This is a genomic window from Mesorhizobium atlanticum, assembly GCF_003289965.1.
Taxonomy (GTDB): Bacteria; Pseudomonadota; Alphaproteobacteria; order Rhizobiales; family Rhizobiaceae; genus Mesorhizobium; species Mesorhizobium atlanticum.
The window spans coordinates 52008-65715 of record NZ_QMBQ01000008.1; the positions used below are offsets into that span (position 1 = coordinate 52008).

A 13708-nucleotide genomic window follows, 5' to 3' on the forward strand; every position below is an offset into this window, starting at 1 on the left:
GTCGGGCGGGAAGAAGGAGATCCCATGAACGCACCGGCCGTTGAACTGACCGAACAGACGCACCGTCGCGGCGGTGGCCGCCTTGGCCGCAAGGCGCTCAGAAGCGCGCCGATCGCGTCGTTTCCCACCCTTGTCCGGCAGATTCCCGCCTACGAGATCGTGCCCGACGAGGCGGTGGAGCTGATCCACGAGGAATCGCTGAAGATCCTCGAGGAAGTGGGCTGCGAATTCCGCGACGACGAGGCCATCGCGCTCTGGAAGGCGGCGGGCGCCGATGTCAGGGATACGCGTGTGCGTATCGACCGCGCGCTGTTGATGGAGCTGGTCTCGAAGGTCCCGCCGGAGTTCACGCTTCACGCGCGCAACCCCGAACGCACCGTCCGCGTCGGCGGCAAGAATTCGATCTTCGTGCCGATGTATGGCGCGCCCTATATCCGCGACCTCGACAACAAGCGCCGCTACGGCACACTCGCTGACCTCAACAATTTCCACAAGATGGCCTACATGGCGCCGGCGCTGCATTCGTCGAGCTCGATCATCTGCGAGCCGATGGAGATCCCGGTGCCGAAGCGGCATCTGCACATCATCCATTCGGCGCTGAAACACTCCGACAAGCCGTTCATGGGTATCGTGACCTCCAAGGAGCGCGCCGAGGATACGATGGCCATGGCTGCAATCGTCTTCGGCGAGGAGTTCGTGCGCGACAACCCCGTGCTGGTGGCGATCACCAACTGCAATTCGCCGCTGGTGTGGGACGCCACCATGCTCGACGCCATGCGGGTTTACGCGCGCCACAATCAGCCGCTCATCCTGGCGCCGTTCGCGCTCTGCGGCGCCTCGACGCCGGCTTCCGCCGTCGGCGCGGTGGCGCAGGTCAATGCCGAGGCGCTGGCCGGGGTCGCGTTCACCCAGCTCATCCGTCCGGGCTCGCCGCAGATCTATGGTCAGTTCATGGTGACGGTCGACATGAAGACCGGCGCGCCGATGGGCGGCACCCCGGAGGCTGCCCAGATGATGTATCTGATGGGCGCGCTGGCCAGGAAATACAAGCTGCCATGGCGCACCTCCGGCTTCCATGTCGGCTCAAAGCTCAACGATGCGCAGGCCGGCTACGAGGCGAACATGCTTATGCATGCCGCGATCCTGTCCGGCGCCAACTACATCTGGCATTCCGCGGGCTGGCTGGAGGCGGGCCTCACCTGCGGCTATTCGAAATTCGCCACCGACTGCGAGCAACTGGTCGGCTGGTACAAATATGCCGGCGGCTTGCCCTTCGGCGATTTCAAGGAAGCGATGGCGGCGATCCGCGAGGTCGGCCCGCAAGGGCATTTCCTCGGCACGCAGCACACGCTCGAGCATTTCGAGAGCGCCTTCTTCATGCCCAACATCATGGACTTCAATTCCTTCGAGCAATGGAGCGCCGAAGGCGCGAAGGACCACGACACGCGCGGCCGCGAAAAGGCGCGCGCCATGCTGGCCGACTACCAGGAGCCGAAGCTCGACGAGGCCATTGCCGAGGGTCTCGCGGATTTGATCGCGCGGCGTGAGGAAAAGCTGCCCGACAGCGTTAGTTGATGGAAGGCAGCGTTAGAGCAATTCCAGGAGAAGTGTGAGCGGTTTTCCGTCCGGAATTGCTTAAAAACAAGGAGATAGGGCGTTTCGCCGTTTCAGTGAAACGGTGAAACGCACTAGTTGAACCAAAAACGGGCGTAGACCCGATAAGAATGGGAGAACGACAATGACACTTTTCAGAAGCAATGGTGACCGGGTCCCGGCCGCGATCGAAGCGATGGCCGAGGAGGCGCGCGCGGGCCGTGTCGACCGGCGCGAATTCCTGGCGCTGGCAAGCGCCTTCGGCGCATCGACGGCTTTCGCCTATGGCATGCTCGGCCTTGCCGCGCCGACCAAGGCGCTGGCCGACGAGCCCAAGAAGGGCGGCACGCTGCATGTCGCCATGTCGGTCAAGGCGCAGAAGGATCCGCGCACCTATGACTGGACGGAGATGGCGAACGTCACCCGCTGCTGGCTGGAGCCGCTGGTGCGCTACACGCACCAGTTCACCTTCGAGCCGGTCCTGCTCGAAAGCTGGGACGTCAATGATGATGCCACCGAATACACGCTGCATCTGCGCAAGGGCGTGACCTGGAACAATGGCGATGCCTTCAACGCCGATGACGTGGTCGCCAATCTGAACCGCTGGTGCGAGAAGGGGGCTTCCGGCAATTCCATGGCCGCCCGCGTCGGCGCGCTGATCGACGCCAAGACCGGCAAGGCGAAGGATGGCGCGATCACCAAGGTCGACGACCACACGGTCAAGCTGAAGCTCAACGAAGCCGATATCGCCATCATACCTGGCCTCACCGACTATCCGGCGCTGGTCGTGCATCGCGACTTCGACAAGGACGGCGCCGATCCGATCAAGAAGCCGATCGGCACCGGAGCTTTCGAGCTGGTGTCCTATTCGGTGGGTCAAAAGGCGGTCGTCAAGCGCCGCGAAAACGGCAAGTGGTGGGGTGGCGAGGCACCGCTCGACGGCGTCGAGTTCATCGACTACGGCACCGACTTCAACGCCACGCTGAACGCCTTCGATTCCGGCGAGATCGACCTCGATTTCGAGACGCCGGCCGACTACATCGATCCGCTGGACAAGATGGGCCTGATCAAGTCGGAGGTCGCGACGGCAACCACGCTCGTCGCCCGCACGAACATCACCCATAAGCCTTATGACGACAAGCGGGTGCGCAACGCACTGCAGATGGCGGTCGACAACAACCAGGTGATGCAGCTCGGCTACAATGGCCGCGGCACGGTCGGCGAGAACCACCACGTCGCCCCGATCCATCCCGAATACTACCCGCTGCCTAAGAAGGAGCGCGACGCCGCCGGCGCCAAGAAGCTGATGGCCGACGCTGGCCAGGCCGACTTCGAACATGAGCTGATCACCGTCGAGGACGAGTGGCAGAAGAACACCGGCGATGCCATCGCCGGACAGCTGCGCGATGCCGGCATCAAGGTGAAGCGCACCGTGCTGCCCGGCTCGACCTTCTGGAACGACTGGACGAAATATCCTTATTCCATGACCATCTGGTACATGCGCCCGCTCGGCGTGCAGGTGCTGGCGCTGGGCTACCGCTCGGGCGAAGCCTGGAACGAGACGGCCTATTCCAATCCGGAGTTCGATGCCAAGCTCAAGGAGGCGCTGTCGCAGATCGATGTCGCCAAGCGCAAGGAGGTGATGAAAGACGTCGAGGCGATCCTGCAGGACTCCGGCGTCATCATCCAGCCCTTCTGGCAGAAGCTCTACTGCCACATGAACAAAAAGGTGAAGAACTATTCGATGCACCAGACCTATGAAATGGACTTCCAGAACGTCTGGCTGGATGCCTGAGCGCGCCTGGACTTCATGAGCCGCAAAAAAGGCGATATGCAGGATGCGTGGTGGCAAGCGTGCCGCCACGCCGCCGAACCCCGGAGATCCTGCATGAAGCCGATAGTGCTTGCCGCTGTCTTCTCGATTGCCTTGCCCGGCGCCGTGCTCGCCGGGCCGGCGTCCAACGCCGTCAAGTTCTTCTATGTGCCGGCGGTGAAGTTCGAGGGAGACGCGAAATATCGCGACCGTTTCACCGAGCCGGTCACCAAGCTGTTCGAAGCCAACGACAAGGCGCAGAAGGAGAAGCCCGACGAGGTGTCCTGCCTCGACTTCGACCCCGGCCTCGACGCGCAGGATTTCGATCAGAAGACTCTGTCGAAGACGCTGAAGCTCACCGAGACCGTCAACGGCGATACCGCCGAGGTGACGGCAAACTTCAATCTTTTCCCGGAAGGCGATGACTCCAAACGCGAAATGGTGTGGTCGCTGAAGAAAGTGGACGGCAAGTGGAAGATCGCCGACATCAGCTCCAAGACCAGCGACTGGAAGCTCAGCGCGCTGGAATGCGGCGCCTCGACGGAGTGATGTCGTGCTTCGCCGCTTTGTCCTCGCGCTGGCGAGCTTGTCGATGCTGGCCGCGGGACTGAGTGGCGGCGCCTCTGCGCAGGGGCTCTTCGGTGCGCCGCCGCCGAAAGCCTCATCGGGCGACGATACCTCGCCGCCTGCGGCCGCTGCGCCGGAAAGCAAGCCGGCCGAACCGGCGCCTGCCGCGCCTGTTCTGCCCGGGTCACCTACGGCGGTGGTAAAGCCCTTCTACGAACATCTCGGGCTGGAGCTCGATCCGTCCCAGCGCAAGAACTTCATCGACCCGGCGAAAACCGTGCTCGACAAGAGCGACGCGCTACGCGCTTCGGGGCAGGGCGAGTGCCTGGATCCCAACATGGCGCTCGACAATGCCGACTACGACAAGCTGGCCATAGACCGGAGTTTGCGCACCATCGAGGCCGTCAATGGCGACGAGGCCAAGGTGGTCGTCGCCTTCGTCGTCGAAGGCCACCAGCACCGGCTGGAATGGAAGCTGAAGAAGGTCGGTGGCGCCTGGAAGGTCTCCGACCTCCTGTCGGTGACCGGCGAATGGGCGCTGAGCCAGTATCAGTGCGAATGATGGTGACTAGCGATCAGTGTCGGCGATCCTTCGCGCCCCCCTCTGGCCTGCCGGCCATCTCCCCCACTTGGGGGGAGATCAGGTTTCACGCCGGCTTTCGCCAATCTTCGACGTCGCAGGATAAGCGGGGCGCCGAAGCTGCCAATCTCCCCCCTTGTGGGGGAGATGTCCGGCAGGAAAGAGGGGGGCGCTGTCCCGCCAACCTTTCGCAACAAATTTCATCCTCGTCCGCGATAGGGCGCAACGCCGGTGTCGGGCAGCCAAGCGTCCTTAGGCGGCGCGCCGGTCTGCCAGAAGACGTCGATCGGGATGCCGCCGCGCGGGAACCAGTAGCCGCCGACGCGCAGCCAGAGCGGCTTGGTCGCTTCCACGATGCGGCGGCCGATCATCACCGTGCACTCTTCGTGGAAGGCGCCATGGTTCCGGAACGAGGTCATGAACAGCTTCAGCGACTTCGATTCCACCAGCGTCTGGTCGGGCGCGTAGTCGATGACGATGTGGGCGAAGTCGGGCTGGCCGGTGACCGGGCAGAGCGAGGTGAATTCGGGGCAGGTGAAGCGCACGATCGCCGGCGGACCATCGCCGCGCTGGAACGGCACGGTCTCCAGGACCGCCTGTTCGGGGCTCTGTGGCGTCTCGACGTGCTTGCCGAGCTGGGTGAGGTTCTTGGCATCGGTCATGGGCGGCTCCTTGCTGCCGCCAAAGCGGCAGGCAAAACAAAGCGGAAATTGCGCCGCAACCTTTCGGACGCGGCGGGCTTGGGCCGCTCATTAGCACAATTTGAAACGGCAGGAAGACGATGACCAGCAACGACCCGCTTCTCCAACCCTACCAGCTCAAGCACCTGACGCTGAAGAACCGGGTGATGTCGACCAGCCATGAACCGGCCTATTCCGAGGACGGCATGCCGAAGGAGCGCTACCGGCTCTACCATGCCGAGAAGGCCAAGGGCGGCATGGCTCTCACCATGACGGCGGGTTCCGCGATCGTCTCGCGCGACAGCCCGGCCGCCTTCGGCAATCTGCATGTCTATGACGACCGCATCGTGCCGTGGCTCGCCGAACTGGCGGATGCCTGCCACGAGCATGGCTGCAAGGTGATGATCCAGATCACCCATCTTGGCCGCCGCACCGGTTGGAACAAGGCCGATTGGCTGCCGGTGCTATCGGCTTCGCCGGTGCGCGAGCCGGCGCATCGCGCCTTCCCGAAGACCATTGAGGAGTGGGACATCGAGCGCATCGTCGCCGATTATGCCTCGGCCGCGCAGCGCTGCCAGGCGGCCGGCCTCGACGGCATCGAGTTTGAATCCTACGGCCACCTGATGGACGGCTTCTGGTCGCCGCTCACCAACCACCGCGACGACGAGTTCGGTGGCTCGCTCGACAACCGGCTGCGCTTCACCAACATGGTGCTGGATGCTGTGCGCGCCGCGGTTGGGGAAAAATTCGTCGTCGGCATCCGCATGGTTGCCGACGAGGATTTCGAAAACGGGCTGTCGAAGGAGGAAGGCATCGAGATCGCCAGGCGTCTGGCCAACTCCGGCAAGGTCGATTTCCTCAACATCATCCGCGGCACGATCGAAACCGATGCGTCGCTGACCAAGGTCATCCCGGTGACCGGCATGCGCTCGTCCCCGCATCTGGATTTCGCCGGCGAGGTGAGGGCGGCGACGAAATTCCCGACCTTCCACGCCGCGCGCATCTCCGATGTTGCCACCGCCCGTCACGCCATCGCCACCGGCAAGCTCGACATGGTCGGTATGACGCGCGCCCACATCGCCGATCCGCATATCGTCAAGAAGGTGATGGAGGGTCGCGAGCACGAGATCCGGCCTTGCGTCGGCGCAACCTATTGCCTCGACCGCATTTACGAAGGCGGCGAGGCGCTTTGCGTCCATAACGCCGCGACCGGTCGCGAGGCGAGCATTCCGCACATTATCGCCAGGAGCGAAGGACCGAAGAAGAAAGTCGTGGTGGTTGGGGCCGGCGCCGGTGGCCTGGAGGCCGCGCGCGTCGCGTCCGAACGCGGCCACCGGGTGACGGTGCTGGAAGCTTCCAGCCAGGCAGGCGGGCAGGTGAGGCTCGCCACCCAGAACCCGCGCCGCAAGGAACTGATCGGCATCATCGACTGGCGGCTTGCCGAACTGGATCGTCTTGGCGTCGAGATCCGCTACGACACCTGGGCCGAGAAGGACGATGTGCTGGCGCTGGCGCCGGACGTGGTGATCGTGGCGACGGGCGGCATGCCGCAGAACCCGCCACTGACGGCCGGCGACAATCTTGTGACCTCGAGTTGGGACATCATGGCCGGCAGCGTCAAGCCGGCCGAGAACGTCCTGCTCTATGACGACAATGGCGGCCATCAGGGCATGGGCGCGGCCGAACTCATCGCCAACAGTGGCTCGAAGCTGGAGCTGGTCTCGCCAGAGCGCTTTTTCGCCCCGGAAATGGGCGGTATGAACCACGTGCCCTATATGCGCGCCTTCCACGAGAAGGGCGTCACCGTCACCATCAACACCCGCCTGCGTTCAGTGCGGCGCGAGGGCAACCAACTCGTCGCCGAGCTCGCTTCGGATTTTGCCGACGGCTGGCGCAGCGAAAGGCGGGTCGACCAGGTGGTGGTCGAGCATGGCACAGCACCCCTCGACGACCTCTACCTCGCTCTCAAACCGCTGTCGAAGAATGGCGGCGCGGTCGATTATGAGCGGCTGGTGAACGGCGGCGACATCTTCCCCGCGCGCAATGCCGAAGGTGGCTTTGTGTTGTTTCGCATCGGCGACGCGGTCGCCTCGCGCAACATCCACGCGGCCATCTATGACGGCATCCGGTTCGGCATCAGGATCTGACTGACAGGCCGCGGCGCGAAATCGCGGCGGCAGGAAAAGCGCCGTACAGGCTTGCGGTATCGGTGCGGGTACCGCGCCCTCTGCGGTCGGCTGTTCACTGCGGCTTCCAAAATCATTTGTATATGCTTGTATGTATAACCAATGATCGGTTAGTCTCGTGGGCGAGGGCAGGCCGGCAAGGCCAAGGAGGATCGATATGCGCAATGCTTCCCTCTTCGACCTGTCGGGCAGGAAGGCGCTCGTCACCGGCGCCAGCCGCGGCATCGGGCGCGGCATCGCCGAGGCGCTGAGCGCGGCAGGCGCCGCCGTCGCCGTCACGGCGCGCAGCCTTGCTTCGCTGCAGGAGACGACGGCAGCGATCCGGGCCGCCGGCGGGGTTGCGCATGCCATCGCCCTGGACGTCACCGACGTCGCCGGCTGCCGCGCCGCGACCGCCGAGGCCGCCAACCTGCTTGGCGGTCTCGATATCCTGGTCAACAATGCCGGCATGGAAGAGGTCAGGCCTTCGCTCGATGTCGATGAAGCGCTCTGGGACCGGATCGTCGACACCAATCTCAAGGGCGCCTTCTTCTGCGCCCAGGCCGCCGCCCGCCACATGCGCGATGCCGGACGGCCCGGCGCCATCATCAATTTGTGCTCGCTGACCTCCGAAGTCGGCATCCCCACAGCCGTGCCCTATGGCTCGTCGAAGTCGGGCCTGCTCGGCATGACGCGGGCGCTGGCGGCGGAATGGGCGGGTCTCGGGATCAGGGTGAACGCCATTGCGCCTGGCTATTTCAGGACAGCGATGACGGAAGTGTTCTACGCCGACGAGGCGTGGCAGCAGTCGATGCTCGCCAAGATACCGCAGCATCGTTTCGGTGATCTTTCGGATCTGCACGGCATCGCGGTGTTCCTGGCCTCGGACGCCTCGGCCTACATCACCGGTCAGTCCTTTCCGGTGGATGGGGGCTTCCTTGCCTCGATCTGAAGCGGCGTGCGGTGGTCGGCCTGGCGGAAGGGCACAGAAAAATACTGGCGACCATTATACATACATGTATATACTTTTCCCGCGTTTCTGAGGAGCAGCCATGTCCGACATCAGCTTCCACGACCTCTCATCCGCCAGCGCCGAACAGCGGGCGAGCCTGCTGAAGCGCGCCGAAGCCGACCTCTCGGTCTTCGTCGAGAAGGTCCGCCCGATCCTCGATGCGGTCAGGACGGAAGGCGATGCGGCCCTGCTCCGCTTCGTCAGGGATCTGGACAAGGCCGATGTGGCCGCGGGCAATCTGAAAGTTTCGGAAGCGGAGTTCGACGCTGCCTTCGGCAAGGTCGACAAGGATGTCATCGACAGCATCCGGTTCGGCATTGCAAACATCAGGCATTTCCATGAGGAGCAGCGCCCGGAGACGATGTGGCTCAAGGAGGTCCGCCCGGGCGCCTATGCCGGCGACCGTTACACGCCGATCGCCTCCGTTGCACTCTACGTTCCGCGCGGCAAGGGCGCCTTCCCATCGGTGACCATGATGACCTCGGTTCCGGCCGTCATCGCCGGCGTGCCGCGGATCGCCATCGTGACGCCGCCGACCGCGGACGGCTCCGTTGATGCCGCGACCCTGGTCGCCGCCCGGCTGGCCGGGGTCGAGACCGTCTACAAATGCGGCGGCGCGCATGCCGTTGCTGCCGTCGCCTACGGCACCGAGACGGTGAAGCCCGCGCTCAAGATCGTCGGCCCGGGCAGCCCCTGGGTGGTGGCGGCCAAGAGCCTGCTCTCCTCGATCATCGACACCGGCCTTCCGGCCGGCCCGTCGGAAGCGATCATCTTCGCCGACGACAGCGTCGACGGCGGCCTCGCCGCGCTCGACCTTCTGATCGAGGCGGAGCACGGACCGGATTCCTCCGCCTATCTCGTGACGCACAGCCGCAAGGTCGCCGACGCCGCCCTGGCAGCGCTGCCCGAGCACTGGTCCCGTATGAGCGAGCAGCGCGTCGAGTTTTCGCGCGCGGTGCTGACCGGCAAGCGCGGCGGCATCGTGCTGACCGCATCCCTGGAGGACAGCTACCGCTTCATCAACGACTATGCGCCCGAACACCTCGAGATCCTCTCCAGGGAGCCGTTCGCGCATCTCGGCCACATCACCGAGGCGGCCGAGATCCTCATGGGTCCGCACACGCCGGTGACGCTCGCCAACTTCGTCCTCGGGCCGAATGCGGTGCTGCCGACCAGCCGCTGGGCACGCACCTACGGGCCGCTTTCGGTGACGGATTTCCTCAAGCGCTCGTCGGTCGGTTATGTGACCTCAGCCGCCTATCCGGAGCTTGCCGGCCATGCCCGCAGGCTCGCCCGCTATGAAGGCTTCAGCTCGCATGAGAATGCGGTCTCGGAAATCCGCGACCGCTATCTCGGCGCCTGACGGGCAGGCGCGATGAAGGCCGCCAGACTCCATGGCCCCGGCGACCTGCGCGTCGAGGACATCGCCGCGCCTGGGGCTCCCGAGGCGGGCTGGGTGAAGCTCAATGTCGACGCCGCCGGCATCTGCGGTTCCGACCTCCACAATTTTCGCACCGGACAATGGATAAGCCGCGCGCCGTCGACGGCCGGCCATGAACTGACCGGCACGGTGGTTGCGGTCGGCGAGGGCGTCGGCACCGTCGCCGTTGGTGACCGGGTGGTTGCCGATTCCCGTTTCTGGTGTGGAGAATGCGCGCAATGCCGCGCCGCCAGGCGGCATCTGTGCGCCTCGCTGGGCTTCGTCGGCGAAGTATGCGACGGCGGCTTTGCCGAGGAGACGGTGCTGCCGGCGCGGCTGCTGCATGTCATCGACGCCGCGCTCGATGAAAGGGTGGCGGCGATGGCCGAGCCGCTCGCGGTCGCGCTTCATGCCGTGCGGCGCCTGCCGAAGACCGCGGGTTCGGTGCTTGTCGTCGGCTGCGGCACTATCGGCGGCCTGGCGGCGCTGCTCTTGTCGCGGACGTTCTCGGGCAGCGTGCTGATCGCCGACCGCAACAAGGCGCGCTGCGAGCGCGTCGCCCAGGTGACGGGCGCCACCATCGTCGATCTCGATCGCGAGGCCATTGCCGTAGCGACGGCCGACGCGCCTCTGCTTGCGGCCGTCGAGGCGACCGGCAGCGTCGCCGCGCTCAACCAGTTGCTGGGTGTTCTGGGCTCCGGCGCCACCGTCGCGCTGGTTGGCATTTTCCATGGCCGCCTGGACATCGACCCCAACATGCTGGTCGAGCGCGAGATCGGTCTGCTGGGCAGCCATGCCTTTGCCGACGAGTTGCCGACGCCATCGGGATGCTCCACGATCTGTCCGGACCGCTGATCAGCCTGATCGATCGCGAGATCGGCCTCGACGATATTCCCGCCGCCTATGAGCGTCTTTTGGCGGGGCAGGGCGACGGCTTGAAAACCATTGTCCGGCTGCGGCAGCCCGCCGGCACCTGATTTCCGATGCTTGCCGGAAAGGACTTTTGAAAATGAGTGCTTTGCCCGATACGGCCAGCCCGCTCTACGAGAAGGTCAAGGACTATATCCTGACCAACATCGGAACCGGCAAGTGGAGCAAGGACCGCAAGCTGCCGTCCGAGAATGAATTCGTGGCCGCGCTCGGCGTGTCGCGCATGACCGTCCACCGCGCCTTGCGGGAATTGACCTCGGCCGGCTTCCTGATCCGGCTGCAGGGCGTGGGGACATTCATCGCGCCGCCTCGGCCGCAGTCGACGCTGATCGAGATCAACAACATCGCCGCCGAAATCGTCGCGCGCGGCAACAGGCATCGCTCCGAGGTTCTCGTCCTCGAAAGGATCACGCCGACCAAGGAGCTCTCGCTGTCCTTCGAATTCGCCAGGCGCGCGGCGCTTTATCATTCGGTGGTCGTCAACTTCGAGAACGACCTGCCTGTGCAACTGGAAGAGCGCTTCGTCAATCCGAGCCTGATACCGGACTATGACAAGCAGGATTTCTCGAAGACGGCGACCTACGATTACCTGATGCAGAAGACGCCGGTGACCGAGGTCGAACATATCATTTCCGCTGTCCCGGCCGATGCCGAGACGGCGCGGCACCTCGCCATCGACGTCGGCAGTTGCTGCCTTCTCCTGCATCGCCGGACATGGACCGGCGCTGTCGTCGCCACCATCAGCAAGCTGACCTATGTCGGCAGCCGCTACTCGCTCGGCAGCCGCTATTCTCCGTCGCGCAAGACCTGAAGCGGCGGGAACTATTCCCCTTGGCGCCAGTTGCGAGTGGAGCCCGCCCAAATGCTGCCAAGAGCGCGGAAATCAGCCTCTCCAGCTTGTATATGCATGTATGTATTTTAGCCTTGACATCCATCGCCGCCACCGTTGAATATCGTGGCAGGTAAGACGCCGAGGCACAGTGCCGCAAGAAGCAGAAGCCGCATTCTCACCAGACAGGAAGTTTGGTTCAAAAAAGCGCTCTGAATCATCAAGGGGAACAAAGATGATGCGTAACCTCACAGGACAATTCCGTGCGCTCGTGGTGGCGGCCGTCGTCGGCTTCGCCCCGCTGGCCCACGCCGCCGATACGGCCATTCCCGCGACGCCCGAAGCTGGATCGTTCAAGATCGGCATCGAGCCGTGGCTGGGCTACGGCCAGTGGCATGTCGCCGAAGCCAAGGGCCTGTTCAAGGCGAGCGGTCTGTCGGACGTCCAGATCGTCAATTTCACCGAAGACAAGGATATCAACGCCGCCCTGGCGAGCGGCCAGCTCGACGCGGCGAACATCGCCACCCACACCGCCATGGGCATGGTTGCAGCCGGCCTGCCGGTCAAGATCGTGCTGCTGCTCGACGTCTCGATGACGGCCGACGCCATGATCGCCGGCAAGGACGTCAACTCGATCGCCGATCTCAAGGGCAAGCAGGTCGCCTTCGAGGAAGGCACGACCAGCGACATCCTGCTGAAATACGCGCTCGCCAAGAACGGCATGTCGATCGCCGACGTCCAGCCGGTGCCGATGCCGGCGGCGGATGCCGGCAGCGCGCTGATTGCCGGCCGCGTCCCGGTCGCGGTCACGTATGAGCCCTATCTCACCACGGCCAGGGCGCAGAACAAGGACATCAAGCTCCTGTTCACCGCCGGCGAGGATCCCGGCCTGATCAGTGACGTGCTGGTCGTGCGCGACGAGGTAATCAAGTCGCGGCCTGGCCAGGTGCTTGCCATGATCAAGGCCTGGGACGCGGCGCTCAAGGACTACAATGCCGACACGCCCGGCGGCCGCGCCATCATTTCCAAGGCGGTCGGCTCGAGCGTCGAGGACCTCAACACCGCCTTTGACGGCGTGCGCTACTATTCGCTGGCCGAGAACAAGAGCGCGCTGACGGGCGATTTTTCCACCAAGACATTCGCCGACGTCGAGGCCGCCGCCAAAAATGCCGGGCTTCTCCAGTCCGACGTGACGCCCGAGCAGATGATCGATCCAGCCTTCGTCAAGGCCGCGCAGTAGGCCGGGTCGTGGCGGTCGCCGAGATGCCCGACGAGCCTGCCGGCAAAGCGAGCCCGTCCGACACGGCAACCGGGCAGGCAATGCGCCGCCGCCGATCCTCCGGGATCGGCGCTCCCATCGCGCGCTCCCGTTTCCTGATCATCGCCGTGGCCGTCTTCGCCGGTCTCGGCCTCGCTTGGTGGGCGGCAACGGGGCTCGACCTGGTCAAGCCGATCTTCCTGCCGTCGCCCGCCAGCGTGGCGACACAGCTCGGCAAGCTCTGGGCCGACGGCACGCTGCTCACCGATCTGGAGGCCTCGATCTATCGTATTTCGGTCGGCTTTCTCATCGCCTCGGTGCTCGCCATTCCGATCGGCGTGCTGATCGGCAGCTTCCGGACCTGGGAAGCGGCCATCGAGCCGCTTGTCGATTTCATCCGCTACATGCCGGTGGTCGCCTTCGTGCCGCTCTCCATCCTGTGGGCGGGGACGAGCGACGTCCAGAAATTCCTCATCATCTTTATCGGCACTTTCTTCCAACAGGTGCTGATGATCATGGACAACGTCAAGCGCGTGCCGGCCGACTTCGTCGGTCTCGGCAGGACGCTCGGCCTGCCGGATCGCAAGATCCTGACGCGCATCGTGGTGCCCAGCGCCATGCCGGGCATCTGGGATACGCTGCGCATCAGCCTGGGCTGGGCCTGGACCTGGCTCGTGCTGGCCGAACTGGTCGCCGCGACGTCCGGCTTGGGCTATCGCATCACCGTCTCGCAGCGCTATTTCCAGACCAACACCATCATCGGCTACATCCTTCTGCTCGGCATTCTTGGCCTGATCACCGATCAGGTCATGAAGGCGCTGGGCAAGGTGCTGTTCCGCCAGGACAGCCGTTCATGACGAG

The 13708-nt window shown here is 64.4% G+C and carries 11 protein-coding genes and 1 pseudogene; 11 read left to right on the plus strand and 1 reads right to left on the minus strand.

From position 1 onward, the window contains the following. The first annotated feature begins 24 nt into the window (after positions 1-24). The 4 genes from DPM35_RS24625 (at position 25) to DPM35_RS24640 (ending at position 4535) form a co-directional block, all read left to right on the plus strand. Positions 25-1575 (plus strand): trimethylamine methyltransferase family protein, encoded by a 1551-nt coding sequence (locus DPM35_RS24625; RefSeq protein ID WP_112129823.1) that lies wholly within the window; start codon positions 25-27, stop codon positions 1573-1575. Between the two features lie 163 nt (positions 1576-1738). Next, positions 1739-3388: an ABC transporter substrate-binding protein gene (locus tag DPM35_RS24630; RefSeq protein WP_112129824.1), complete on the plus strand. Its 1650-nt coding sequence runs from the start codon at positions 1739-1741 to the stop codon at positions 3386-3388. 93 nt (positions 3389-3481) lie between these two features. After that, entirely contained in the window at positions 3482-3955 is a 474-nt protein-coding gene (locus tag DPM35_RS24635; protein ID WP_112129825.1) for a DUF3828 domain-containing protein, read from the plus strand. Positions 3956-3959: 4 nt separating this feature from the next. Then, positions 3960-4535 (plus strand): YqhG/Tai3 family protein, encoded by a 576-nt coding sequence (locus DPM35_RS24640; protein ID WP_112129826.1) that lies wholly within the window; start codon positions 3960-3962, stop codon positions 4533-4535. Between the two features lie 218 nt (positions 4536-4753). Here DPM35_RS24640 and queF read toward each other — a convergent pair whose 3' ends face one another. Further along, the gene (gene queF / locus DPM35_RS24650; RefSeq protein WP_112129828.1) at positions 4754-5215 is read right to left on the minus strand and encodes a preQ(1) synthase; all 462 of its coding nucleotides are present in this window, start codon (positions 5213-5215) and stop codon (positions 4754-4756) included. Between the two features lie 119 nt (positions 5216-5334). Here queF and DPM35_RS24655 point away from each other — a divergent pair, with 119 nt between their 5' ends. From DPM35_RS24655 to DPM35_RS24685, 7 genes and pseudogenes are all read left to right on the plus strand, one after another. Next, entirely contained in the window at positions 5335-7380 is a 2046-nt protein-coding gene (locus DPM35_RS24655) for an oxidoreductase (RefSeq protein WP_112129829.1), read from the plus strand. 196 nt (positions 7381-7576) lie between these two features. Then, positions 7577-8350: an SDR family NAD(P)-dependent oxidoreductase gene (locus DPM35_RS24660; RefSeq protein ID WP_112129830.1), complete on the plus strand. Its 774-nt coding sequence runs from the start codon at positions 7577-7579 to the stop codon at positions 8348-8350. Positions 8351-8450: 100 nt separating this feature from the next. Further along, positions 8451-9773 carry a histidinol dehydrogenase gene (gene hisD / locus DPM35_RS24665; RefSeq protein WP_112129831.1) on the plus strand — a complete coding sequence of 441 codons (1323 nt, stop codon included), beginning with the start codon at positions 8451-8453 and terminating at the stop codon, positions 9771-9773. A gap of 12 nt (positions 9774-9785) precedes the next feature. Then, positions 9786-10807 (plus strand): annotated as a pseudogene (locus DPM35_RS24670) (zinc-dependent alcohol dehydrogenase). Positions 10808-10839: 32 nt separating this feature from the next. Further along, positions 10840-11571 carry a histidine utilization transcriptional repressor HutC gene (gene hutC / locus DPM35_RS24675; RefSeq protein ID WP_112129832.1) on the plus strand — a complete coding sequence of 244 codons (732 nt, stop codon included), beginning with the start codon at positions 10840-10842 and terminating at the stop codon, positions 11569-11571. A 256-nt stretch (positions 11572-11827) separates the two neighbouring features. After that, complete coding sequence (locus DPM35_RS24680; RefSeq protein WP_112130015.1) at positions 11828-12829, plus strand: ABC transporter substrate-binding protein; 1002 nt, start codon at positions 11828-11830, stop codon at positions 12827-12829. Positions 12830-12909: 80 nt separating this feature from the next. After that, entirely contained in the window at positions 12910-13704 is a 795-nt protein-coding gene (locus tag DPM35_RS24685) for an ABC transporter permease (protein WP_181592139.1), read from the plus strand. The last annotated feature ends 4 nt before the right edge of the window (positions 13705-13708 follow it).

Coding starts and splice junctions, on each gene's coding strand:
- DPM35_RS24625 (WP_112129823.1), top strand. CDS start 25: ATGAACGCACCGGCCGTTGAACTGACCGAACAGACGCACCGTCGCGGC.
- DPM35_RS24630 (WP_112129824.1), top strand. CDS start 1,739: ATGACACTTTTCAGAAGCAATGGTGACCGGGTCCCGGCCGCGATCGAA.
- DPM35_RS24635 (WP_112129825.1), top strand. CDS start 3,482: ATGAAGCCGATAGTGCTTGCCGCTGTCTTCTCGATTGCCTTGCCCGGC.
- queF (WP_112129828.1), bottom strand. CDS start 5,215: ATGACCGATGCCAAGAACCTCACCCAGCTCGGCAAGCACGTCGAGACG.
- DPM35_RS24655 (WP_112129829.1), top strand. CDS start 5,335: ATGACCAGCAACGACCCGCTTCTCCAACCCTACCAGCTCAAGCACCTG.
- DPM35_RS24660 (WP_112129830.1), top strand. CDS start 7,577: ATGCGCAATGCTTCCCTCTTCGACCTGTCGGGCAGGAAGGCGCTCGTC.
- hisD (WP_112129831.1), top strand. CDS start 8,451: ATGTCCGACATCAGCTTCCACGACCTCTCATCCGCCAGCGCCGAACAG.
- hutC (WP_112129832.1), top strand. CDS start 10,840: ATGAGTGCTTTGCCCGATACGGCCAGCCCGCTCTACGAGAAGGTCAAG.
- DPM35_RS24680 (WP_112130015.1), top strand. CDS start 11,828: ATGCGTAACCTCACAGGACAATTCCGTGCGCTCGTGGTGGCGGCCGTC.
- DPM35_RS24685 (WP_181592139.1), top strand. CDS start 12,910: ATGCGCCGCCGCCGATCCTCCGGGATCGGCGCTCCCATCGCGCGCTCC.